Raw genomic sequence first — 24,016 nt, forward strand, 5'->3', positions numbered from 1 at the left:
GCAACCCGGGAGGCTCGGTGCTAAAAACCCCCTCCAGATAGATATAAAGGACTGCGAAACAACCACACCCAGAACCAACCTCAACCCCGACATCTGTATTTAGCCTTCTGGCTCATTAGTGATGTCCGATTCCTGCCCTGGTTGAGGCGCACGCTCGCGTGAGGCGTCGACCAGGGGCAAACCATGAACGGACGTGAGCTGATCACGGCAAGCATGCACGAACTCGAGCGGGTCAAGGTCATCGAGGCGGTCGTTGAAGGCCGCCTGCGGTGTTTTCAGGCGGCTGAGCGGCTGCAGCTCGGTGAACGGCAGATCAGCCGGCTGTGCCGGCGCTATGAGGCTTGTGGCCCGGCGGGCCTGGTGTCGGCCAGACGTGGGCGGCCCGGCAACCGGGAGCTGCCTGTTGACCTGCGTGCCCGGGCCGTGGCGCTGGTACGTGAGTATTACGCCGATTTCGGGCCGACGCTGGCGTGCGAGAAGCTGCGCGAGTGTCACGGCATCCGGCTGGCGAAGGAGACGGTACGTCGATGGATGCGCGACGCGGGGCTATGGATACCGCGCGCGCAGCGTCCGCCGAAGGTCTACCAGCCGCGCGCACGGCGGGCGTGCCTGGGTGAGCTCATCCAGATCGACGGCAGCGACCACCGCTGGTTCGAGGAACGCGCCGCGGCCTGCACGCTGCTGGTGTACGTGGACGATGCGACCAGCCGCCTGATGCACCTGCACTTTACGGCCACGGAGTCGACCTTCAGCTACTTCGAGGCGACGCGGACGTATCTGGAGCGTCATGGCAAGCCGGTGGCGCTGTACAGCGACAAGGCCAGCGTGTTCCGCAGCCTGGGCGCGGGCAAGACCGGGCGCAGCGTGACGCACTTTGGACGGGCGATGTACGAGCTGAACATCGACACGTTCTGCGCCAACAGCAGCCCGGCCAGGGGGCGCGTGGAGCGCGCGCACCTGACCCTGCAGGATCGCCTGGTGAAGGAGTTGCGGCTGCGCGGCATCAGTACCGTCGCGGGCGCCAACGCGTATGCGCCGGCCTTCATGGCGGCCTACAACGCACGCTTCGCGAAGCCGCCGGGGAGCCCGTACGACGCACACCGGCCACTGCGCGCCGACGAGGATCTGGACGCCCTGCTCACCTGGCGCGAAGCGCGACGCGTGACGAAGTCGCTGACGGTGCAGTACGACCGCGTGATGTACCTGCTGGACGACACGCCGCAGAACCGCAAGCTGGTGCACCGCTACATCGAGGTGTGGGAGTACCCGGACGGGCGTATCGAGCTGCGGGCCGACGCTCGTGTGCTGCCATACCGCGAGTATGACCGGCTCAGCGAGGTGGATCAGGGCGCGGTCATTGAGCACAAGCGGCTGACCCACGCGCTGCAGGTGGCGCAGGCGCTGCAGGCGCAGCGCGATGGCCGGCGGGCCTCGGGCTCGCCCTCACGCACGAACCGCGGCATCGAGGTACGCAGGGCCGAACGTGTTCCGGGCACGAAGAAGTCGCGCGAGTTCACGCAAGCGGACATGAACGCAGCAATCGTGGCCGTGACGCAACGTAAAACGCCAACCATCCAGTCCGGTAAACCAGGCAAGCGGTCTGCAACAGTTCGCTGAACGAACTTAAGTGCCCTGCTGCTTCACACCTGCCCCTTCAACACGCTGGAGGCTTGACACCAGAAAGACAGAAAACCCTTTAAAAACCGGACATTTCTTATATGGTCGCCTCCCGCCTTAACGGGCCGTCCGGCGCGCGCACGCCGACTCACTGCCCCTGTTGTTGAGCCGCCTGTTCGATCAACGCGGCCACTTCCTTCGGATGCGACTCATAAACCGAATGGCTGGCGCCATCGATTTCCACCGTCTGTGCATGAGCGCGCTTCGCGTACATGCGTTCGAGGTCCGGGTTGATGATCCTGTCCGCCTTCGCAACCAGGTAGAACGTAGGCTTGATCTTCCATGCCGGATCCGGGATTTCCGACGCGAATACACCTGCCGCGGTCGGCATTTGCTCATGCGCCTCGAATTCAGCCTGCGCAATCGGAAGATCGGCTGCGAAATCGCGCGGATAGTCGGCGGGATTCAGGTACAGATAGTCGTCGGCTGTCTTCACGATGTCCTCATGGGGCGTCGCATTCGGATAACGCTTGCCATTCGAGACTTCAGTCTCGCCGACATCGAGCGCATGCGCGGCAATGTAGACGAGCGACTTCACATGTTCGTCGTTGCCCGCCTCCGTGATGATCGCGCCGCCGTAGCTATGGCCGACGAGCACGCACGGTCCATCCAGGCTATCGATGACGCGCTTCGTCGCCGTCATGTCGTCCTTGAATGACGTCAGCGGCTCTTGCACGAGCGTCACGTTGTAGCCGTCCTTCGTGAGAATGTCGTACACCGGACGCCATCCGGCGCCACCCACAAACGCGCCATGCACGAGGACGACGTTCTTGATGGGCGCGGCCTGCGCTGTCGTCGCGGCACCGGCAACCAGGCAAAGCGCCGCTGCAGCATGAGCAACGGCAGAACGGAAGGAAGGGAAAGACATGGCAGCTCCTTGGAATGACGCGGTGTGAACGAATCGATTGACAACACGGCCAGTCTAAAAAGCTGCCTCGAACGAGAGGGTTACCCGGTCATTACGAAATAATGACGTGCCCGCGCCGGGCCATCCAATCAAAGGGACGGATGATTCGTTATTTTCTTGTAATCACCGGGTAACCTTGGCGACCGAAGCGCCTACCTACACTGCAACCACGCAGTAACGCCTTGCCCCGCTTAGCCATGTTTCAAGTCGCTCGGTCCTAAGCCTGTCTTCGCGTCTATGCACAGTCGATGCTGCGGCTTTCCTTCCCGACTCATCCGCTCTGCGGATATATAGGAGTATTGATCATGTCCAGGCTTCTTCTCAGCATTCTCGTCGCGGCTTCTGCGGTCGCCGTCCCGGCATATAGCTTCGCGCAGTCCACTCAACCGCTGACCCGCGCTGAAGTGCGTGCGGATCTCGTACGTGTCGAGCAGGCCGGATACAGCCCGGGCCGCGGCGACGACATCGACTATCCGGCCGACATTCAGGCAGCCGAGGCCAAGATCGCAGCGGCACAATACGCGCAAGCTTCGGTGCAACGCGATATGGGTGGGGTATCGATGGCGGGCAGCTCGGCCGCGGGTTCTCGTTCGCATACGCCCGCACCGACCACCTGTGTGGGCCCGGCCAGCTTCTGCATGACGTATTTCGGCAGCTGAACCCCGGCGCAGCGTATTTAGTGGCCCTACCTACTGAGACGGCTCTCCTACCATGGACGGCGAGCCGATCTCGCCCGTTGCCAGCGCAAGCGTCGCAGCGGCAGAAAGCGCGGCGCTGTAGCTGTCGGCATACGCGTTCTGCGCGGCGAGCAGCTGATTCTGCGTGAGGAGCGCGTCGGTGATGGTGCCGACGCCGTGCCGGTACGCGGTGAACGCCGCGTCGTAAGTCGTCTGCGCGGCCTCGACCAGTGCCTTCGCGGCGTCGTTCGACGCGAGGCTCGTCGAAAGCCCGTTCTGCGCGGCAACGATCTGCCGGACGGCTTCTTGCCTCGTATGGGTCAACTGCGCGGACGCACTGTCTGCATCGTTGCGCGCCTGCATCAGCACGGCGGAGCGCAAGCCGCCGTCGTATAGCGGAATCGTCACGCCGAGGAATATGCTGCCGCTGCGGCGGCTGCCGTTCAGGTTCACCGTCGCCGCCTGATCGCCGACCGGGGGAATCGCCGTGATCGACGTCGTGCCGGTGCCATACGCGGCCGCGGCGGAGAGAAATATCCTCGGCATGAAGGCGGATTCGGCCGCGCGGATCTTCGCCTGGTTGGCCTGTTCCAGCGCATAGGCGCCCTGCACGTCCGGCCGCCGCGCAATCGCATCGGTCACGATTTCATCGACGCTCTGGTGCAGCGCCGGCGTGAGCATACGCGCCGGCAATGGGGCGATCAGCGGTTTCGACAACGGCGAGATGCCGAGCGCCGAGACGAGGCTCAGATAGCTGTCACTCAACGCGCCGTCCGCCTGCACCTTAAGGAGATTGGCCTGGGCGCGGTTCTGCGTGGCCTGTGCAACCTCGACGACTGTGCCCACGCCCTGCTTTCGCCGTGCGCGCGCGGCGCTGAGAATGCCGTCCGCGTTGTCGAGCGCCTGCTGCGCGGTATGCTCCCGCGCGCTCGCGGCTGCGTACGCGTAGTACGCGATGCTCACGTCGTGGATCACGTGCTGGTGAACGGACGTGAAGGCGACGTTCGCCGCCACGGAAAGCTGTTTGGCCGCATCGACGCGCGCACGACGGCCGCCGAAGTCGAATAGTAGCCATTGCAGCGAGAGTACCGAAACCGTGCCGTGAATATTCGAGTTGGTCGATGTGGTGCCGAGCAGCGGCGTCGATGCGGCGCCGCTCGCCGCCTGGTATCCGCCCATGGCGGTCGCGGTGAGCTGCGGCAAGTAGGTGGTCTTCGCGATGCCCGCCGCGAGCGCCGCATTGCGCGCGTCGTTCCAGGCGATGCGCGTGAGCGGGTTCGTCGACTCCGCTAGATCGATCAGCTCGGGCAGCGTGTACGCGTGGTTCGCATCGAGCGCCGCCGCGGGTTCGATCGAAGCGAGCGCGGCGCTGCGCGGCAACGTGTAGCCCGCCTGCGTCGCCTCGCTGGCGCTGCGCGGCGGCCCGGGCACGATGTTGCCGCCGGCGTCCGTCTGCGGCTGCCAGGGGCGGTCCGGCGCCGCAGGTGCGAGATCGATCGACGACGTCGCACAACCCTCGAGTCCCGATATAGCCAATGCGGCAGCCAGCGTGGCGGCCAATACCATGAGCCGGGGCGTCGGTTCAGGGGCGCGCATCGGTCGTCGTCTCCGTGGCCGAAGCTGGGCGCGTGATCTCGGCGATCTGTCCGAACCGCCTGGCGATGACGCTTTGGAGCGCATCGAGTGCGGGGTCGGCCGTGCGGTCCTCCGTGGCCCCGATGTCTCGCGTCTGCATGTCGGCGGCAGGCTGTGCGGCTTGCCCGTGCGTGTCGTCGCCGGCAGCGAGGCGCTCGGCGATCTCACCCAGCCGCGACGCGCCCGCGCGCCCTGCCGCCAGGACCAGCGGCGCCTCCAGCGCCTCGATTTCCGCAAGCGCACGCCGCCGGCTCGCCACCCACTCCGGCTCGGGACGCACCCACGAAGGCTCGTAATGGATCAGCCCGATATCCTGGCGCAGTCCGCCGTACTGGGCGAGCGCGCCTGCCGCGAGCGCGCTGCGCGTGCGGGCGTCCGCCGCACGCGCGATGCGGCTCCATTGCGCCACGAGCGCCTTGAACGTCGCGTCGATCCGGCTGGCGATGCTCACCGGCCAGACGCGCGTGAAGACCAGATAGATCACGACGTTGCCGATCAGGATGCCGATCACGCGGTCGCGCGCGAGCGTCAGGTCGAACGCGGGCGCCGCGCCCTGGATCACGCACAGGAAGAAGGCGAACGCGATCTGCATGCCCGCGTAGGCGATCCGGGCGGAACCCATCGCCACCCACGCGGCCAGCCAGGCGCCCGCGAACACCAGCGCCATCAGTTCGCCCACCGAGGTCAAACGCGGCGTGACGAACACGATCGCCGCCGTGCCGAGCAACGCGCCGACGAGACAGCCCGCAATGCGCAAGGTCAGCTTCTCCACGGTTTCGGCCGTGGTGCTGAGCGACACCATATAGCAGGTGATGAAGCACGTATGAATGCCCTGCCAGTCGAGTTGCTGGTACAGCACGTAGCAGAACATCGCCGCCGCGGTAGTCTTCAGCGCGTAACGGACGTGATCGGGGTTCGAGAAGGCATCGGCGTCGAAAAAGCCGCTGCGTGCAGGAGGGTCGGCGGTTTTTTCGGAAGCCGGAACAGGCGCGGCGGCGCCTTCCGCAGGCGGCACCGCGAAGCCCTCCAGCGCAGCGCGCAGGTCGGCAAGCACGAGCGCCGGTAGCGCGGCTCCCTCGGGCAGGTGAGGCATATCGAGCTTGACATCCACGGGATAGCCGCCCGCCTCCAGCATCGCGGCCATCTGCGTCATCGTTGCGGCAAGCTGTGCCGCACACGCGTCGGGCAGGCGCGCGCCGGACTCGCTCGCCGCAAAATCCGTCGCGACCAGGATCGCCGTGGTGGACGCCGCCGCCTGGCGCAGCGCCGCGCCGTCGGCCGGCGTCAACGTGCCTTCGAGCATCGAGAGCTTCAGCCACGTGAGGATCTGGTGATCGCCCTCGCGCATGCACGCTTCGAACGCGGCGCGCTCCTCGTCGCTCGCCGTGCCCGTGAGGCGGTGCGCAGCGAGCCTCAGGCGCCGCGCAAGCTGCGCGGTAGCAAGCCGGCGCGGCGACGGTGCGATCACGAGATTCACGACGATCGCCACGCCGATCGGAATCGCAACCATCAGCCATGCGTACATCAGGCCGCGCGTTGCCGCTTCGCCAAGCGGCGCGAGGCCGAGTTCGTCGAGCCCGAAGCCGACGATCATCGCCAAGATCGCGCCGATCGGACGAAGCTTGCTTGCCGACGTGGCGAATAGCAGTCCGAACGACAAGAGCGCCATGCTCGCCACGCGCAGCGGCGGCTGGTCGATCGTGAAGATCGCGAAGATCATTACGATCCCGATGATCACGGTCACGAGCAGCATCAAGGCGAACGACATGACCACGCTCGTCATGCGGTCGGGCCGGTTCAGGAAGAACACGATATAGACGGCAGTCGCGGCACCGGGCGTGCCGTAGCCGACCGTCACGAGCGCCGTGAGCGCGCAGATCATCGCGATGCGTGTGACGATCGCGGCGCGGCCCGGAAACGGCGCGAGCAGCCTGGCGATTTCCCGCGGACCGGGCCGCCTGATGTCACCGGCAAGACTGGCCATGCCGGACCTCGACGATCGCACTGGCGCCGATGCGCACCAGTCTGTTGACCGGCGCGTCGATGCGCACGCGAACCGGGAAGCGTTGCGCCACGCGCACCCAGTTCACCGACTGCTGCACGTAAGGCAGGCTGCGCGGCAGGTTCACGCGGTCCGTGTCCATGATGCCCGCGCCGATGCCGATCACCTTGCCGCTCATTGGCTGTCTGCGGTCGATCATCGAGTACACGGTGGCGCAATCGCCCACCTCGATGGCGCCGAGCGCCGTCTCGCGGAAGTTCGCCACGGCAAACCATTCGCCCGAGTGAACCAGCGTGAAGATGGACTGGTTCGGCGCGACGGTCTCGCCCGCGAGGATCGTCAGTCCCGTCACGTAGCCGTCGAACGGCGCGCGTACGACCGTATCGTCGAGGCCGCGCTGCGCGATCGCCAGCGCGGCCTCGCGCGCATGCAGCGCCGCGATCGCGTCGGTGTCGTCGCCTATCGTCTGCGCAGAGGAACGCTGCTGCACCTTCGCCTGCGCGAGCGAGACGCTCGCGTCGCGCTGCGCCACGACCGCCTGGTCGAGTTGCTGCGCGGACACATAACCTTGCGCCTCGAGCGGCCGCAGGCGCTCGACGCTGCGCGTCGCGAGGTCGTAGTTGTGCGTCGCACGACGAGTCTGGTCGGCCGCGATCGTCGCGTTCGACGTCTCGCCGATCAACGTGCGGCGGCGCGTGGCGAGCGAGGCGCGCGCCAGCTCGACTTCGGCCTGCGCCTGCGCGACCGCGAGCCGGTACGGCACCGGATCGATTTCGAACAGCACGTCGCCTTTGGCGACATGCTGGTTCTCCTCCACGGGAACACGTATGATGCGGCCGCCCACCGGGGACGCGACGTGGACGACGTCAGCGTCGATGGACGCGTCGTCGGTGGACGGATAGCGCGACGAGCGGTCGTATGCGTACCAAAGCGCCGCGGCGCCGAGCAGCACGATCACGACGGCGATCGCGCGGCCCTTCCATGCATGTCGAGGATTCTGGCCGGCCATTTTCATGTCAGAGCTGCCCCGTTCCCCACAGCCAGACGAGCACCCCGGCGACGATGCCGATCGCGGTGCAGACGGAAAGCTGGTACGGCACCACGCGAATCCAGCCAGTCGAGATGAACACGCGATGCGCGACGAGCGCGCCCACGATGCCGATCATGGCGCTCACGAGCCAGTACGGAAAGTACGCACCGAAGAGCGACCAGGACGGCGCACCGCGGGCCACGCAACCCGCAAGCGGCATGAAAGCCACGAATGAACAAACGAGAGCGAGTCTGGGCCATGTACGTTGTTTCATCGTTTCTTTTACGCTTCATGACTGGGCTTCATGACTGGAACAGATGCTGAATTCCACTCGTACCAGCAACCCACGCGCGCATCGATGGGTTGCGTCCCGCATTCCCCAATTCACGGCAGCCCATCATAGCGCGGTTTGTCGCACCGCCGCCCCTGGGGCGCCTACTGGCTGCGCCGCTCGCGCTGCCGCGGGAACACGAGCGTAAAGCGCGTCACGCCGTTGCTGCTGGATGCTTGCCACGTGCCGCCGTGCAGCAACATGATGCTGCGCACGATCGAAAGCCCTAGCCCGCTGGACTCCGACGAGCGGTGCCGTGACGGATCGGCCCGATAGAAGCGGTCGAAGATCCGTTCGAGATGATGCGGCTCGATCGTCGGTCCGCGGTTTTCGACATGGAGCGTCGTGGTTTCCGGGCCTTGCTGCGCCACGGTCGAGATGGCCGTACCCGGCTCCGCATACCGCAAGGCATTCGCAAGCAGATTGCCCAGCGCACGGCGCAGCAGATCCGGATCCGCGCATACGTGGCCTTCGCCGCGCCATTCGAGGCTCACGTTGCGGTCCTCCGCGAGACCTTCGAAGTACTCCTGCATGCGCTCGAATTCCACCGCGAGCGGCACGTCCTTGCGCTCGATGGCGTTATCGGCCTGCTCGGTGCGCGCGAGGAACAGCATGTTGTCGATCATCTTCGACAGGCGTTGCAGCTCCTCGTAATTCGAACCGAGTAGCCGTTGGTAATACGCGATGTCGCGCGTCTGGCTCAAGCCGACTTCGGTCTGCCCGAGCAGATTGCCGATGGGCGTGCGCAGGTCGTGCGCCATGTCGGCCGATACCTGTTTCAACTGGGTGAACCCGCGCTCGAGCCGGTCGAGCATGCCGTTGAATGCGGCGATCAGTGCGTCGAGTTCGGGCGGCGTGGCGCGCTGCTCGATGCGCGTCGAAAGCGTGCTGACGCCGATCGCCCCGGTTTGCGCCGCGAGAACACGCAACGGCTGCATGTTGCGGCGCGCGAGGACGAACGCGAGCAACGCGACGATAGTTGCGCCAGCGGAGGCGAATAGCAGTATCTGGTTCCGATATGCCCGCAGCAATTGCGTACGCTCGGTCAGCAAGCGGCCGGAGATGATCTGCAGGTCCTGTTTCCCGGCTACGTCGTGCGCCGCAGCGGCGACGTAGATGAACGGCGTCCCATCGGCCGCAACCGTATGCTGCACGGCGCCGAGTGTGAGCGGCATGTCGACCGGCACCGGCTTCATGTCCGGCACCGCCCTGTGACCGGGATTCACCGTAATGAGCGGCGCTTCACCCGGAAAGCCCACGATCAGCAGCGATTCCGTATTGCCGAGCATGTTCGCGAAAAGATGGGGCTTGTCGCGTATCAGCTCGCGCACGTCGACATCGTTCATCAGCGTGCGAAGCTGGTCCACACGCGTCACCAGCGCCGCGTCGTCGCGCACGATCAACTGCCGCTCCAGCCCGCGATACAGCAAGGTGCCGAGCAACGCCATCGCGGTAAAAACGATGAGCGCGTATAACACCGCAAGGCGCGTGGTGAGCGAAAGCCGCTTCATGCTTCGTACTCGAAACGGTATCCCACGCCGTGAATCGTATGAATCAGACGAACCGGGAACGGGTCGTCGATCTTCTGCCGCAGCCGGCGCACCGCAACATCGACCACGTTGCTGTCGCTGTCGAAGTTCATGTCCCAGACGCGCGAAGCGATCAGGGCGCGCGACAGTACCTGACCTTGATGCTCCAGAAAGAACGCCAGCAGGTTGAATTCCTTGTTGGTGAGCGTGAGGCGCGCGCCGCCCCGGTCGACTCGCCGCTTCGGCACATCGACCCGCAGATCCCCGACTTCGAAGACCTGCTCCTCCTGCTTTTGTGGCTGGCCGCGCCGCAGTATGATGCGGATACGCGCCAGCAACTCGGCAAACGAGAAAGGCTTGACGAGATAGTCGTCGGCGCCGAGATCGAGGCCCTTGAGCCGGTCTTCCAGCGTGCCCCGTGCGCTCAGGAACAACACTGGAGTCTTGATGCGGGCACCGAGCTTCTTCATGACGGTCCAGCCGTCCATCTCCGGCATCATCACGTCGAGCAGGATCAGGTCGTAAGCCATCTCCTGTGCGAGGTGCAGCCCGTCGATGCCGTTCGTGGCCACGTCCACCACGTAGCCGGCTTCCGTCAAGCCGTTCTGGATGTACTCGCTGGTCTTGGCTTCGTCTTCGATGACGAGGATTTTCATGGCGTCGATCCCTGCACTCTCATGCGCGTGTCACTGATTCTGTGCTCGTTTTGCGCCCCTATGCCAGCCAAGCGTGATAGCAGTCTAGGCAGTGCGTTCCAACAGGGCCGTTACTCAATCATTACAGAGAAATGACGAAGTGCAGCGTGTTCTCTCCCTGATATTTTTTTGTAATGACCCGGTCACGCTGCTGTTTTTGCCCAGCGCCTAGACTGCGAATCCGTTGTACCGCAGACCGACTTGCGCGGCACCGTTTCCGCGGAGTGCGATGGATCACCGGTACCGCACATTCCTCCAATGACCCACTAAGGAGTCCTCCATGGAAGCCACGCAGAACACGGCAAAACTCACCCAACGCATGACGATTGGCGACTTCCTGTTGCGCCGCCTCGAGGAAGCCGGCATTCTTCATTTGTTTGGTGTCCCGGGCGACTACAACCTCACGCTGTTGCAGCAGCTCCACGATAGCGGTGCGCTGGAATGGGTCGGCACCACGGGCGAGTTGACCTCCTCTTATGCCGCGGACGGTTATGCGCGGCTCAACGGCCTGGGCGCGCTGCTCGTCACGAACGGGGTCGGCGCGTTGAGCGCACTGAACGGCGTGGCCGGCGCCTACGCCGAGCACGTCCCCGTCATCTGCATCAGCGGTTCGATCCCGCTGCGCTCCATCGATCGAGGCCTCGGCATGCATCACACCATGGCCGACGGCAACTTCGACCACTTCCTGCGCGCCTATGCGCCGGTGACGGTCGCCCAGGCGAGGATCACGCCGCGCAACGCCGTCGTCGAGATCGACCGGCTGATCCTCACCGCCTGGCGGGAAAAGCTCCCGGTCTATATGGAGCTGCCTTCCGACATCGCCTACCTCGAGATCGAGGTGCCGGCCGCGCCGCTCGTTCTTGCCCACGTTCCGAGCGATCCGGAACGGTTGCAAACGTGCATCGCCGCGCTCGCCCAACAGTTTTCCGCAGCAACGGCACCGGCGATCCTCGTGGATACGGACGCCGACCGGTTCGGCGTCGCCCCCGAGCTCGTGGCGCTCGCGGAAAAGCTGCAGGCCCCGGTCGCGGTGATCAACGCCGCCAAGGGCGTGATCGACGAATCGCACCCGCAGTATGTCGGCATCTACGCCGGCAACGGCAGCGAGCCTGGGGTACAAGAGACGATCGAGAGCAGCGACTGCCTGCTCGCCGTGGGCTACCGGCCGATCGAAGTGACGACGGGCGATTTCTCGGCAACGCTTCCGGCCCGCACGATCCACGCGCGTGCGCACGCCGTTGACATCGGCGAAGACAACTATCAGGCGGTGACGCTCAAGGAGGTGCTACGGGGCGTAATCGATGCCATCCCGCAGGTTGCGACGCGCGTGCAAGGCCCGGTCGACGCGCCGGCCGCCCGCATGCACGTCGAGGCTGCCGCGAAGCTGACGCAAGCCGCCTACTGGCAGGCTGTCCAAGATTATCTGCGACCCGGAGACGTCCTGTATGTCGACAACGGCACGTCGTTTTCCCTGCTCGGCCTGAAGTTGCCGCCGGGTTGCACATTCATCGGATCGATCAACTGGGGATCGATTGGCTATTCGGTCGGCGCCCTGCTCGGCGCGCTGACTGCGGCGCCCGAACGCCGCCACGTGTTGCTCATCGGCGATGGTTCGTTCCAGGTCACGGCCCAGGAGTTGTCGACCATTCTGCACCACGACCACAAGCCGGCAATCCTGCTGATCAACAATGGCGGCTATACCATCGAACGCGGCTACCTCGGCAAGACCGAGCCCTACAACGACATCGCGAACTGGGCCTACGCGGAGCTGCCGAAAGTGCTCCATCCGGGCGCCGCCGTGCAGTCGTTCGTGGCCAGGACTTGCGGGGATCTGCAAAACGCCCTCGCCGCGCCGAACGACAAACCGGTTTTCGTCGAATCGATCATGGACGCCTGCGATGCACCCGCGCCGATCACGCGAAGCAGCAATCTGGGCGCCGAACTCGACTACGGTCCGCGCGGCCCGCAGCACCGCGAAGGTCTCCAGCTGCGGTAAAACGAGAACGCCGCCTCGCAAAGACTCAGGTCTGCGATGGCGGCGCGTGTTGTTTCTCGCGCAAGAAGCCGGGCACGCAATCAATGCTGCGCAAGCTTCCCGCCGAGTTCATCGTCGACGAACGCGCGCACGATATCCTTGAACGACGCGTCGCCTTGCAGGCCAAGCTGGGTCGCGCGTGCAATGTCCCACTGCGCGGGCCAGCTGCCGACGATCTTCGCCACACGCTCATCCGCCTTCCATTCGATCCGTGCCGCGACGGCATCGCCCGCCACGTCGCGCAGCGCGACGATCATCTCGTCGACCGTCACCGAGACGCCCGGCAGATTCACCGTGCGCCGGTTGCCGAGCGCGGCGCCGTCGACCTCGCATCCGGCAACGAGGCATTCGATGGCCTTGCGTGGCGAGAGCAGCCACAGCCGCGTCGAACCGCTCACCGGGCACACCGTCGGCTCACCGTTGAGTGGCTCGCGAATGATGCCGCTGGCAAACGAGGACGCCGCCGCGTTCGGCTTGCCTGGCCGCACGCTGATAGTCGGCAGCCGCAGCACGCGGCCATCGACGAAACCGCGCCGCGAGAAGTCATTGAGCAGCAACTCGGCGACGGCCTTTTGCGCGCCGTACGACGACTGCGGATTCAAGGCGGTGTCGTCGTGGACGACCTCGGGCAGATCGCCGCCATAGACGGCAACCGAACTCGTGAACACGACGCGCGGCCGATGCCCGCGCTCGCGGCACACGTCGAGCAGCAGCCTCGAGGCGTCGAGATTGATCCGCATGCCGAGATCGAAGTCCGCTTCCGCCTGGCCGCTGACGATCGCCGCGAGATGAAAAATCGCCGCCGTCTTCTCGTCGATGATGCGTTCAAGCACGCTGCGCTCGGCAATGTCGCCGACTTCCACACGCACGCGTTCGTCAGCCGGTCCCGGCGCCGCGACGACGTCGAGCAGCACCAGTTCGGTGATCGGCTCGCGCTGCCCGTCCGCGCCCTTCAGTTCGCCGCGTGCGAGCAGCTCGCGCGCGAGACGCTGGCCCAGAAATCCCGCACCGCCCGTGATCAGTACTTTCATGTCGCTGTGGTTCCTCCAGTGTGTCCGTCGAATGCGCTCAGGTCTGTGCGCTCAGCTGCGCGCCTTCAGGTACGGCCTGATCCATCCAAGCCCTTCCGATGTGCCGGCGCGCGGCCGATATTCGCAACCGACCCAGCCGTCGTAGCCAAGTGCGTCGATCAGCGAGAACAGATACGGGTAGTTCACTTCGCCAAGATCCGGCTCGTGCCGCTCGGGCACGCCCGCAATCTGGATATGCCCGATGCCCTTGATGTCACGCTTGAGCTTGACGGCGAGATCGCCTTCGACAATCTGGCAGTGGTAGAGATCGAACTGCACTTTCAGGTTCGGCGCACCGACTTCCGCGCAGATCGCCTGCGCGTCGTCTTGCCGGTTCAGAAAGAAGCCGGGAATATCGCGTGTGTTGATCGGCTCGATGACGACGGTAATGCCGTCCGCCTGGGCGGCCTGCGCCGCATAGGCAAGGTTCTTCAGATACACCTCGCGATGCGCGGCGCGCGATTGCTCCGGTTTGATCAACCCGGCCATCACGTGCAACTTGTCGTTGCCGAGTACACGCGCGTATTCGAGTGCGGTCTCGATACTGCGACGAAACTCGTCCTCGCGGCCCGGCAGCGACGCGGTCCCGCGCTCGCCCGCCGCCCAGTCACCCGGCGGCGCATTGAACAGCGCTTGCGCGAGGCCATTGTCGTCTAGACGCTGCTTGATGTCGGCGGCCGGAAACTCATAAGGGAACAGAAACTCCACGGCCTCGAAACCGTCGCGCGCGGCAGCAGCGAAGCGGTCGAGAAACGCGTGTTCGTTGTACATCATCGAAAGATTGGCGGCGAAGCGTGGCATCGAAGCGACTCCTTGAATACGGTAAGCGTTACCAGCGCGCGCCGAACACCGTGCGCAACTCCTCGAGCGCGGTGTCGTCGAGCGGCGCGGGGCGCGGGTTCGTCATCAGCCACAAACGCGCCGTCTCTTCCAGTTCTTCGATCACGTACGAAGCCTGCGAAACGGAACGCTCCCACACGACCGGCCCGAGCCGCTCGAGCAGCACGCCGCGCACGCCATCGGCGAGCGAGGCGATCTGTTGCGCGACTTGCGGATCGCCAGGACGCCGGTAGCGGATCAGCGGAACGTGCCCGACCTTCATGACGTAGTACGGCGTGATGGGCGGCAACACGTCGGCGTCGCTCCAGACGCCCGCGAGCGTCAGCGCGACAAGGTGTGTCGAATGCGTGTGCACGATGCCGCGCGCTTCACGGTTGCGCTCGTAGACGCCGCGATGCAGCGCCAGCGTTTTCGACGGCTTGCCGCCCGAAACCGCGTTGCCGTCGAGGTCGACCTTCGCGATCTCCGCGGGATCGAGTCGGCCGAGGCACGCATCCGTCGGCGTGATGAGCCAGCCGTCGTCGAGCCGCGCGCTGATGTTGCCCGCGCTGCCGACGGTGTAGCCGCGCTCGTAGAGGCTCGCACCCGTCACGCAGATTTCTTCGCGGACTTTCGCTTCGCTGCTCGTGTGAATGGCCGCCGTCATTTCGCACCTCCGTCGAGCATATGCAGCGCCTTCGCGAAGAAGTCGACTGCGCCGAAGTTGCCGGACTTGAGCGCGAGCGCAAGCGGTTCGGCCGCGATCGTGGCGGTCGCGGGCACGCCCGGATCGATCTGCTTGCCGATGCGCAGCATGTCGACGCCCAGCGCCTGCACCACCGCGCCCGAGGTCTCGCCGCCCGCGACAACGAACTTGCGTACGCCGAAATCGCGCAGCCCGCGCGCAATCGACGCGAGCGTGCGCTCGACCAGTTCGCCGGCTTGCGCCACACCGAGTTCGCGCTGTGTCGCCTTCACCTCGTCGGGCGATGCCGTCGCGTAGATCAGCACGGGTTGCTGTGCCGCGCGCATGTGCTCGCGCGCGAAGGCCAACGCTTGCTCGACGACGGGCTCGCCGCGCGCCGCCGCAAGCGGGTCGATGCGGAACGCGGGACGCGTTTCGCGCCATGCGGCCACCTGGGCATTCGTCGCCTTCGACGCACTGCCCGCCAGCACCGCCGACGCGCCGTCGATACGCGGCAACTCGCCTGCATCGGCGGCATCGGCGAGCAAACCGGCGCGGCGGAAATTCGCGGGCAACCCGAGCGCGACGCCCGAGCCGCCCGTGATCAGCGGCAGGGCCGCGCACGCCTCGCCGAGCGTGTAGAGATCGGCATCCGAGACGGCATCGGCGATTGCCATGCGCACGCCGTCGGCCCGCAGCGCGCCGATCGAGGCGCGCACGGCTTGCGCGCCTCGCGCCACGGCGTCGTATCTCACGAGACCGACTTTCGAGCGCGTCTGACGTTGCAGCACGCGCACGAGGTTCGCGTCCGTCATCGGCGTGAGCGGATGATGCTCCATGCCCGACTCGTTCAGCAGCACGTCACCAACGAACAGATGCCCGCGATATATCGTGCGGCCGTTTTCCGGAAACGCGGGACAGGCGATGGTGAACGGCACGTCGCCTTCGATGGTCGACAGCGCGTCGAGCAGCGCGTCGGCCACGGGCCCGATGTTGCCTTGATCGGTCGAATCGAAGGTCGAGCAGTACTTGAAGAAGAACTGGCGGCAACCTTGCGCGCGCAGCCATTCGAGTGCGGCAAGCGACTGCGCCACGGCGTCGGCAGCAGCGATCGTGCGCGACTTCAGCGCGACCACGAGCGCGTCGGCTTCGATGCGCGTGTCGGCGGCGGGCACGCCGATCGTCTGCACGGTGCGCATCCCGCCGCGCACCAGCATGTTCGCGAGATCGGTCGCGCCCGTGAAATCGTCGGCGATGCAGCCGAGCAGCGGCTTTGCGGCAGAGGCGTTCGTGTTTGTCATGTTGTTGCACCCTTCCCCGCTCAGCGCTTCGCGGGCACATCGATGCCCGGGAAAATCTTGATCACGGCCGAATCGTCTTCGCCGCCGTGACCTGCCGTCGAGGCCATCATGAACATCTGATGCGCAGCCGCCGACAACGGCAGCGGAAACTTCGAGCGTCGCGCGGTATCGAGCACGAGGCCGAGATCCTTGACGAAGATGTCGACGGCCGACAGCGGCGTGTAGTCGCCGTTGAGAATGTGCGGCACGCGGTTTTCGAACATCCACGAGTTGCCGGCGCTGTGCGTAATCACGTCGTAGAGCGCATCGGGATCGACGCCTTCGCGAAGACCGAGCGCCATCGCCTCGGCGGCGGCGGCGATGTGCACACCCGCGAGCAACTGGTTGATGATCTTCACCTTCGAGCCCGCGCCATGCTGCTCGCCCAGCCGGTACACCTTGCCCGCCATCGCGGCGAGCACGTCCTCGCACGCGGCATATGCGGCGGCGGGCCCGGACGTCATCATCGTCATTTCGCCGATGCCGCGCGCGCCGCGCCGCCCGATACGGGTGCATCGAGCAGTTGCAGGCCGGCCGCTTCCACACGGCGGCCGAGGTCGATCGCGAAGTCGGGCGCAACCGTCGCGCACGCAATCACGACGCCGCCCGGCTTCATCGAATGCACCGCACCCTGCTCGCCGAACAGCACCGTTTCCGTTTGCGCGGCATTGACGACGAGCGTGACGACCACGTCGCACCGCGCGCCAAGCTCGGCGGGACTCGCGCAGGCCGTGCCGCCGGCGGCCACGAACTGGTCGAGCGCTTCGCGGCGCACGTCGCATGCATGGACGTTGAAACCGCCGCGCAGCAGCGAACGCGCGACACCCATGCCCATCGCGCCCAGACCGATCACTCCGACATTTCTCGACATACCTTTTCCTCTACGAACAGGGCCGCAGACAGTGCGCCGCGGATTGCGCGAGCGAATGCATCTGCGAACTCAGCCGATACCGGCTTCGGCCAGACGGCGCGCCGCGTTGTACATGTGGGTTTGCGCGGCATTGCGCGCGGCCATCGGGTCGCCTGCGCGGATCGCGGCGGCGATCGCGGCGTGTTCGTCGCGCACCTGGCGCGAGAAGTCCTCGCGCAGCGCCTCGTTGCGGCGCGTGATGACCGTTCCCGCTTCGAGGTATTGATTGAGAAACGTCAGCGTCTTCAGAAAGTACGGATTGCCCGTCACGCTGGCGATCGCGCGGTGAAACGCGACGTCTTCGGCAACGCCGTCGCGGCCTTCGGCGACGGCCTCATCGATCTTCTTGAGTGCGGCGTCGATCGCCATCATGTCGGCGTCGGTGCGGCGCATGGCGGCTTCCGCCGCGACTTCGGCTTCGATCGCGCGGCGCACCGCGAGGATCTGCAGCACCGAGCCGCCTTCCATCGCTTCCGCGTAGTCGATGCGCAGCGGCCGGATCGCGCCATGCGCGGCCACGTACACGCCGCTGCCCTGACGCGGCTCGACCACGCCTTCGTTCTTCAGACGCGAAATGGCCTCGCGGATCACCGTGCGGCTGACGCCGAACTCCAGGGCGAGCACGGCTTCCGTCGGCAGCTTGCCGCCGCGCGCGAACGTGCCCTTGTCGATCTGGGCGAGCAGCTGTTGGGCGACCGTGTCGCTCAGCGCCCGGTTGGGAATCTTCTCGAACATATCAGCAGATTTGCCATGTCATAGGGTCATCATACAAATTTTAGAACATGGGTCTGCATTGGGGAGAACCCTTAAAGCTAACCCTGGGTGTCACACGGCGCCTTTCGGAAAGCGCGCCGTCATGCGGTCATTCAGGAAGGTCGTCAATTTCGAGATCGAGGAGCGCCATGCTCATCGACTTGCCGTGCGCATCCAGCGCCAGCGAACGCGTCACGCCCCCACCCAGCGCGTTGCCGAGCACGAAATTGAACGCACCGAGAAGCGGCAGTTCGTAGCGCACGACCTCGCCTTTGACGACGTCGGCGAGATGCGCCTTGACGCGCTCCGGCGTCAAGACGTTGCGCAGATGGGCGTAGTGCTTCGCGTCGTAGCAAATCACCGAGATGTTCAGCGTATTGCCTTTGTCGCCAGTGCGGCCATGGGCCAGTTCACGCAGTTTCATCGCTTGCCTCGACAACCTGGAATGCCGGATTTACCTGTTCGCGTGGCAGCAAGACAGACTGCACGGCGAGCACCTCACGAGTCGATTTCGTGACGCCCCCGCCGCCCGCAGGCCCGTTGGTGTAGAGCGTTTCGACCTCGTTGCCGATGCGCGCCGCTTCCTTTGCGTTCGCCGCGCGCCCTGCCACGCGAACGCGCACTTCGTACGGCGCGTCGTGACGTGCCGCGAGGGCGTCGCCATAGAGCGCATTCACGCCGATCAGGTCAAAACGCAGTTCGCTCGTGTCGACGCCCGTGGTCGCGAGGCGCTCCCGCACGATGTCGAGCGCAAGTCGCGCACGTTCAACCGCGCCCGGTCCGCCGTAGGAAATCTGCCCCTCTCCGATATAGCCATCGACATACGCGACCGATACCTTCAGTGTTTCCGTACGTGTACTGCCGCGCCCGCCGGTCACGCGCACGCGGTCTTGCGCCTCTTCCTCGACGCGCACCCCGCTGAAGTCAGCGACGACATCGGGCTGAAAGTAGCGTTGCGGATCGTGAATCTCGTAGAGCAATTGTTCCTTGCATGTCGCCTCGGTCACGCGGCCGCCCGCATGCGACACCTTCGTCACGACGACGCTGCCATCGGCGCCGACTTCGCCGATCGGAAACCCTAGCCGCGCGAGATCCGCTACGTCCTTGTAACCGGGATCGGCGAAATAGCCGCCTGTCACCTGTCCCGCGCACTCGAGCAAATGGCCGACGACGGTCGCCTGCCCGAGCGTGTTCCAGTCGTCCATGCGCCAGCCGAACTCGTGAATGAGCGGCGCGGCGAACAACGACGGGTCCGCGACGCGACCCGTGAGCACGATATCCGCGCCCGCCGCGAGCGCCTCCACAATCGGCGCTGCGCCGAGATACGCATTTGCCGAAACGATGCGGTCCGTGTAGGCGCCGACATCGTCGCCGGACTCTTCGAAGCGCAGTTGGGAACGCAGGACGACATCGAGCACATCGTCACCGGTAACTGCGGCAATCTTCAGTCCGCTGAGTCCAAGTTCCTGCGCAATCCGCGCCGTCTTGATCGCCGCCGCGCGTGCATTGGCCGCGCCCATGTTCGAAATGATCCGTACGCGGTTGCGCACGGCGACCGGCAGTACGGCGCGCATGCGGGCTTCGAGCAGCGGATCGTAGCCGAGAGCGGCATCGTGACGGCGCGTTTGTTGGGCGATCGCGACCGTGCGTTCCGCGAGGCATTCGAACACGAGGTAGTCCAGCGCGCCATGCTCGGCGAGTTCGACAGCGGGTTCGATGCGGTCGCCCGAGTAGCCTGCACCCGCGCCTATCCGTACGCGCCTTGGTGATTCGGTCCGGTTCATGACTTCTGCCACTCCTCTTTACAGCGGAAACACGCCCAGCACGACGCACGCGATCGTCATGACGATCGACGCGCCGAACAGCAGCGGAAACGTGAACTTCTGATGATCCGCGAGATCGATTCCACACAGGCCGACGACGAGAAACGTCGCGGGCGTGAGCGGGCTCACGGGAAAACCGGTGGTCATCTGGCCGAGCAGCGCGGCCTGCCCGATGTGCACCGCCGGCACGCCAAGCTGCGACGCCACTTCGGCAATCACCGGCAGCACGCCGAAATAAAACGAATCGGGGTCGAAGAGCATCGAGAGCGGCATCGACAGCACGCCGAGCACGACCGGAATGTGCCCGGCAAACGCAGGCGGCACGAAACCGACCGCGGCCTGCGCCATCGCCTTGAGCATGCCGCTGCCCTGCATGATGCCGGTGAACACGCCCGCTGCGAGCAGAATGCCCGCCATCATCAGCGCGGCGCGCGCGTGGGCGTCGATGCGCTTGCGCTGCATGTCGACGTTCGGGTAATTCACCATCAGCGCGACGCACAAGCCCACCATGAACATGATCGCGGGCGGAATTTTCTCGCCCATCACGACCATCGTGCCGAGCACGACGATCGTCAGCACGATGTTGAACCAGAAGTGCTTCGGGCGGCGCAGCGCCTGTTCCTCGGGTGTGAGCTCGCGTTTGGGTAGCGGAACTGTGCCGCTGGCGGAAGAATAGCCGAGGCGCTTTTCCTCGCGCCGGCCGAGCCACCAGGCCATGCTGAACACGAACACGAGGCCGATCGCCTGGACCGGAATCAACGGATTGAAAAGCGCCGAAATCGGCAGATGCAGCGACGCCGATGCGCGGATCATCGGCCCCGTCCACGGCAGGAAGTTGATGCCGGCCGCCATCGAAACGGCCGCCGCGAGCACGCGCTTGTCCATGTTCAGGCGCTCGTATAGCGGCAGCATGGCGGGGATGGTGACGAGAAAGCAGACCGCGCCCGAGCCGTCGAGGTGAATGAGCAGCGCGAGCAGCGTCGTGCCCATCACGATGCGCGTCGGCTTGGTGCCGACCGTGCGCAGGATGCGGTCGATGATCGGATCGAGCGTGCCCGCATCCGTGATCGTGCCGAAATAGAGAATCGCGAACACGAACATGCCGACGACCGGCGCGAGGCCTTTCAATCCGTCGATGACGAACTTGCTCGTCTGAAAGCCGAATCCGCCGATCAGCGACGCGACGATCGGCACGATGATGAGCGCGACGAGCGGCGACATACGTTTTGAAAGAATCGCGGCCAGCAGCACCACGATCGTCACGAGCCCCAGCAAAGGCAGCATGTTGTGTCTCCAGTCTTGTCTTTTAGTGCGGACCAGCGTAAGTTCGGCGCTTCAATAACGCAATTGAAATGAATTGATCGTAGCAATCACAGTTCGTTATGGATCTCAATCTACGCGACATTCGTGCTTTCGTGACCGTGGCGCACGCGGGCAACTTCACGCGCGCGGCGGCGCGGCTGCATTTGTCGCAGCCCGCGCTGACCGTGCAGATTCGACGCCTCGAGGAAACGGTGGGTGCGCGTTTGTTCGATCGCAACAGCCGCAGCGTTGCGCTGACCCAGACGGGCCGCGAATTGCTGCCTATCCTGACGCGATCGCTAAGCGATATGGAGCAGGCTCTTAGAGATGCGCGCGCGCTCGGCGACGGGTCGAGCGGCACGGTGCGACTCGCGTGCCTGCCGACCTTCGCCGCCAGCGCGCTGCCCGAGTTGATCCGGGCGTTTCGCCCGCGCGTGCCACAGGCGCGGTTTCAGGTTCGCGATGTCGTCGCGAGCGCTGTCAACGCGCTCGTGCGCAATGAAGAGGTGGATATCGGTCTGACGGGCGGGCACAGCGTCGATGCGACGCTCGATGTCCTGCAGACGGGCGAAGACCGGCTGGTGATCGTGTGCCCGAAGACCCACCCGCTAGCCCGCAAGCGCAAGGTGACGGTCGACGACTTCGCTTCGATGCCGCTCGTGCTGACCGCGCCGGGAACGAGTGTGCGCGCTGTCGTAGACGCCGCGCTGGCGAACGCCCGTTGCACGCCCGATATCGCGTGCGAGCCGATGTACATGATGACCGCCGTTGCGATGGTGCGCGGCGGCCTCGGGATCTCGGTTCTTCCGGAGTCCGCGCGCGAAGTGCACGCGGAGCGAGGTCTCGTTATGCGGCCGATCGATGATCCGGCATTCGTGCGCCCGATTGCGCTTGTCAAGAAACGTGGACGGACGCTGCCTCGTGTGACGGAGGATTTTGTCGATACGGTCGATCTTGGGGGCAAGGCGGCGGGGTAACGCGGCCTACACGTAGCGGTGGGCCCTCTGCACTGTCGTTCCGAAAATGGTGAGCAGTCGTTCGCGCTTGTCTGGTATGGGTGTGCCGTCCCAATCGGTGCGGCTCAACGACCGCCGCCGTGCCCCGTTCGTACCGTTAAACGATTCGAAACCGCTCTGACGCCGCGAACTGATCTTGCCGCGATACTGGCCCGCTCGATCTGCGAGCGCTGTGGTACCCACCCAGTCAGCGTAACGATGCCACCGCGCACCTGTACGTGAATATTCATCGAGTTCACCCCAGGATTGCGCACGAGGGCCCGACGGACGTCGCCAGCCAGCATGGCATCGGACCTCCGTCGCGGCGCGGACGTCGCAACCGCCGCCGTTTGCGCGGACGTGTCGACAGCTGGACTTACGCCTGTTTGTGCGCTGGCACGGGGCACGCCGCCCGCGATGGCAAATGCCAGCGTGACACAAACGACTTGTCCTCCAAGGCGACTTCCCATGCTCCCCCCAGTGTCGACTTACGAACTGCACCTCGCGACGAATGTTCTCGCGCGAGCCCAACAGCGTGCGCAACGCCAGGACGGACACCCGGCGTGCTCATACGTGAATGTCGTCACTGCTCAATATAGCTTCTCGTCGCACACACGAGCGGCCGTTCGCCAGCATGGATACTGCAGGGAAGATTACCTGCGACGTAATTGCTCGAAATCGTCGCGAATCGATCATTTCCGCTGTCCGGTCGAGCGCGATTGCACATCGATCGCAACGGACCGTTTGTTCTCATACATACGGAAAGACCATGAGGGGTGGATTGCTCCGCGGTTGGCGAGAGGTGCGAGGCACGCGTCCCGTGACTGATTCGCTTCGCTGATTACCAGCGATGTAATTGGCGAGGCTCGTTTCTCTCACTAATCTGTGCTTGTCGCCTGATCGATATCAGCGATACCTTCGACTTTCAAGGAAATACCGTGGCTCACTTCCCCATCTATACGCTCGAATCCGCACCTGAACAATCGAAGCCCGCGCTGAACGGGCTTGCCCAGGCCTTCGGCATGGTGCCAAATATCGCTGGCGCAATTGCCGGCTCGCCGAAGCTGATCAATGGCCTCGTCGGCCTGTTTCAGCAGGCGCATGGCGGCAACTTTTCCGAAGCACACGTCCAGACGCTGCTGCTCACCAATGCGGTGACCAATGGCGCCACCTGGCCGGTCGCATTCCATTCATGCCTCAGTCTCAAGGAAGGCCTGAGCGAGGCCGACGTGCAGGCGATCCGCGAACGCCGCCTTCCGCAAGACCCGAAACTCGCGGCGCTCTCGCGTCTGGCACGCACGCTGATCGAAAAGCGCGGCCACGTCGACGATCACGACATCGCTGCGTTCACCGAAGCTGGCTTCGATCAGGCACTCGTGCTCGACGTCATCCTCGTGGTCGCCGCCTCGACGATCACGAACTACACCGCGAGCGTCACCCAGCCGCCCCTCGAAGAAATGTTCCAGCCCTACGCGTGGAAGGCGTGAAGCGAGTTTGAGCGGGGGGGCACCACCCAAACCCGCCGCCGCAGAATACCTCGTTCAAGCCCTTTCCCCGTCGGGAAAGGGTCTTCGATCCGGTTCCTCTAAACCGGGGTATCGACCGCCCAACCAGCTGCGCAGGTTCCTGGCACGTTGGTTGAAGACTGCGTGCGAATCGCAGGTGCGCACCCTATGCTTACACCCAGGTCACAAAGCGTTTTATTCGCACTCTTAATCATATATGTTTTTCCAGGGAGTTCGGCATCAAAACGCGCGCAGTTTGAGTCGCGGTCTCTTTCGCGATCCTGCAGCGGCGATCG

Annotated in this window: 21 protein-coding genes and 1 pseudogene; 5 read left to right on the forward strand and 17 right to left on the reverse strand. The window is 64.9% G+C overall.

Translation table 11 applies throughout. From position 1 onward, the window contains the following. Positions 1–183: 183 nt before the first annotated feature. Positions 184–1,617 carry an ISNCY family transposase gene (locus ACOJB8_RS08420; RefSeq protein WP_475012088.1) on the forward strand — a complete coding sequence of 478 codons (1,434 nt, stop codon included), beginning with the start codon at positions 184–186 and terminating at the stop codon, positions 1,615–1,617. A gap of 148 nt (positions 1,618–1,765) precedes the next feature. Here the strand turns inward: ACOJB8_RS08420 and ACOJB8_RS08425 are convergent, their stop codons facing one another. Beyond that, positions 1,766–2,545 (reverse strand): alpha/beta hydrolase, encoded by a 780-nt coding sequence (locus ACOJB8_RS08425; RefSeq protein WP_475012090.1) that lies wholly within the window; start codon positions 2,543–2,545, stop codon positions 1,766–1,768. Between the two features lie 344 nt (positions 2,546–2,889). Between ACOJB8_RS08425 and ACOJB8_RS08430 the strand changes: the two genes are divergently transcribed. Further along, the gene (locus ACOJB8_RS08430; protein ID WP_475012091.1) at positions 2,890–3,243 is read left to right on the forward strand and encodes a DUF4148 domain-containing protein; all 354 of its coding nucleotides are present in this window, start codon (positions 2,890–2,892) and stop codon (positions 3,241–3,243) included. Between the two features lie 30 nt (positions 3,244–3,273). On the opposite strand, the gene ACOJB8_RS08435 is transcribed toward ACOJB8_RS08430, so the two are convergent. From ACOJB8_RS08435 to ACOJB8_RS08460, 6 genes are all read right to left on the reverse strand, one after another. Continuing rightward, positions 3,274–4,857 carry a TolC family protein gene (locus ACOJB8_RS08435; RefSeq protein WP_069269326.1) on the reverse strand — a complete coding sequence of 528 codons (1,584 nt, stop codon included), beginning with the start codon at positions 4,855–4,857 and terminating at the stop codon, positions 3,274–3,276. Beyond that, positions 4,844–6,880 (reverse strand): FUSC family protein, encoded by a 2,037-nt coding sequence (locus tag ACOJB8_RS08440; protein ID WP_475012092.1) that lies wholly within the window; start codon positions 6,878–6,880, stop codon positions 4,844–4,846. Before ACOJB8_RS08440 ends, ACOJB8_RS08435 begins: the two co-directional genes overlap by 14 nt. Then, the gene (gene mdtN, locus ACOJB8_RS08445) at positions 6,861–7,913 is read right to left on the reverse strand and encodes a multidrug transporter subunit MdtN (protein WP_342947523.1); all 1,053 of its coding nucleotides are present in this window, start codon (positions 7,911–7,913) and stop codon (positions 6,861–6,863) included. Before mdtN ends, ACOJB8_RS08440 begins: the two co-directional genes overlap by 20 nt. A gap of 1 nt (position 7,914) precedes the next feature. Beyond that, positions 7,915–8,202 (reverse strand): hypothetical protein, encoded by a 288-nt coding sequence (locus tag ACOJB8_RS08450; protein ID WP_069269323.1) that lies wholly within the window; start codon positions 8,200–8,202, stop codon positions 7,915–7,917. A 161-nt stretch (positions 8,203–8,363) separates the two neighbouring features. Then, positions 8,364–9,770: a heavy metal sensor histidine kinase gene (locus tag ACOJB8_RS08455; RefSeq protein WP_368685253.1), complete on the reverse strand. Its 1,407-nt coding sequence runs from the start codon at positions 9,768–9,770 to the stop codon at positions 8,364–8,366. After that, on the reverse strand, positions 9,767–10,444 hold the full coding sequence (locus tag ACOJB8_RS08460) for a heavy metal response regulator transcription factor (protein WP_069269321.1): 678 nt from the start codon (positions 10,442–10,444) through the stop codon (positions 9,767–9,769). Before ACOJB8_RS08460 ends, ACOJB8_RS08455 begins: the two co-directional genes overlap by 4 nt. 358 nt (positions 10,445–10,802) lie before the next feature. On the opposite strand from ACOJB8_RS08460, the gene ACOJB8_RS08465 reads away from it, so the two are divergent. Continuing rightward, on the forward strand, positions 10,803–12,479 hold the full coding sequence (locus ACOJB8_RS08465) for an alpha-keto acid decarboxylase family protein (protein ID WP_475012391.1): 1,677 nt from the start codon (positions 10,803–10,805) through the stop codon (positions 12,477–12,479). Positions 12,480–12,559: 80 nt separating this feature from the next. Here ACOJB8_RS08465 and denD read toward each other — a convergent pair whose 3' ends face one another. The 9 genes and pseudogenes from denD to ACOJB8_RS08510 all read right to left on the reverse strand — a co-directional run bounded on the left by denD (position 12,560) and on the right by ACOJB8_RS08510 (position 21,202). After that, entirely contained in the window at positions 12,560–13,549 is a 990-nt protein-coding gene (gene denD / locus ACOJB8_RS08470; RefSeq protein ID WP_368619937.1) for a D-erythronate dehydrogenase, read from the reverse strand. Between the two features lie 51 nt (positions 13,550–13,600). After that, the gene (otnI, locus tag ACOJB8_RS08475) at positions 13,601–14,389 is read right to left on the reverse strand and encodes a 2-oxo-tetronate isomerase (RefSeq protein WP_406951789.1); all 789 of its coding nucleotides are present in this window, start codon (positions 14,387–14,389) and stop codon (positions 13,601–13,603) included. Between the two features lie 28 nt (positions 14,390–14,417). Next, positions 14,418–15,074 carry a 3-oxo-tetronate 4-phosphate decarboxylase gene (otnC, locus tag ACOJB8_RS08480; protein ID WP_069269318.1) on the reverse strand — a complete coding sequence of 219 codons (657 nt, stop codon included), beginning with the start codon at positions 15,072–15,074 and terminating at the stop codon, positions 14,418–14,420. Next, positions 15,071–16,393, reverse strand: coding sequence for a 3-oxo-tetronate kinase (gene otnK, locus ACOJB8_RS08485; protein WP_475012094.1), 1,323 nt, complete (start codon positions 16,391–16,393; stop codon positions 15,071–15,073). Before otnK ends, otnC begins: the two co-directional genes overlap by 4 nt. Before the next feature lie 20 nt (positions 16,394–16,413). Then, a pseudogene (gene ltnD, locus ACOJB8_RS08490) lies at positions 16,414–17,303 on the reverse strand (L-threonate dehydrogenase). 69 nt (positions 17,304–17,372) lie between these two features. Continuing rightward, positions 17,373–18,077 (reverse strand): FadR/GntR family transcriptional regulator, encoded by a 705-nt coding sequence (locus ACOJB8_RS08495; RefSeq protein WP_368605279.1) that lies wholly within the window; start codon positions 18,075–18,077, stop codon positions 17,373–17,375. 127 nt (positions 18,078–18,204) lie between these two features. Further along, on the reverse strand, positions 18,205–18,519 hold the full coding sequence (locus ACOJB8_RS08500; RefSeq protein ID WP_475012095.1) for an AtuA-related protein: 315 nt from the start codon (positions 18,517–18,519) through the stop codon (positions 18,205–18,207). Next, positions 18,506–19,879 carry an acyclic terpene utilization AtuA family protein gene (locus ACOJB8_RS08505; protein ID WP_475012096.1) on the reverse strand — a complete coding sequence of 458 codons (1,374 nt, stop codon included), beginning with the start codon at positions 19,877–19,879 and terminating at the stop codon, positions 18,506–18,508. Before ACOJB8_RS08505 ends, ACOJB8_RS08500 begins: the two co-directional genes overlap by 14 nt. Positions 19,880–19,897: 18 nt before the next feature. Then, a complete protein-coding gene (locus ACOJB8_RS08510; protein WP_368605277.1) occupies positions 19,898–21,202 on the reverse strand; it encodes a CitMHS family transporter in 1,305 nt (434 codons plus the stop codon). 98 nt (positions 21,203–21,300) lie between these two features. On the opposite strand from ACOJB8_RS08510, the gene ACOJB8_RS08515 reads away from it, so the two are divergent. After that, positions 21,301–22,197 carry a LysR family transcriptional regulator gene (locus ACOJB8_RS08515; RefSeq protein WP_475012097.1) on the forward strand — a complete coding sequence of 299 codons (897 nt, stop codon included), beginning with the start codon at positions 21,301–21,303 and terminating at the stop codon, positions 22,195–22,197. Positions 22,198–22,301: 104 nt separating this feature from the next. Here ACOJB8_RS08515 and ACOJB8_RS08520 read toward each other — a convergent pair whose 3' ends face one another. After that, complete coding sequence (locus tag ACOJB8_RS08520) at positions 22,302–22,685, reverse strand: BON domain-containing protein (protein WP_083245729.1); 384 nt, start codon at positions 22,683–22,685, stop codon at positions 22,302–22,304. A 468-nt stretch (positions 22,686–23,153) separates the two neighbouring features. Here ACOJB8_RS08520 and ACOJB8_RS08525 point away from each other — a divergent pair, with 468 nt between their 5' ends. Continuing rightward, positions 23,154–23,702, forward strand: a complete 549-nt coding sequence (locus ACOJB8_RS08525; protein ID WP_069269221.1) for a carboxymuconolactone decarboxylase family protein — start codon at positions 23,154–23,156, stop codon at positions 23,700–23,702. Positions 23,703–24,016: the final 314 nt, after the last annotated feature.

Source organism: Paraburkholderia sp. BR10141, from assembly GCF_056155635.1.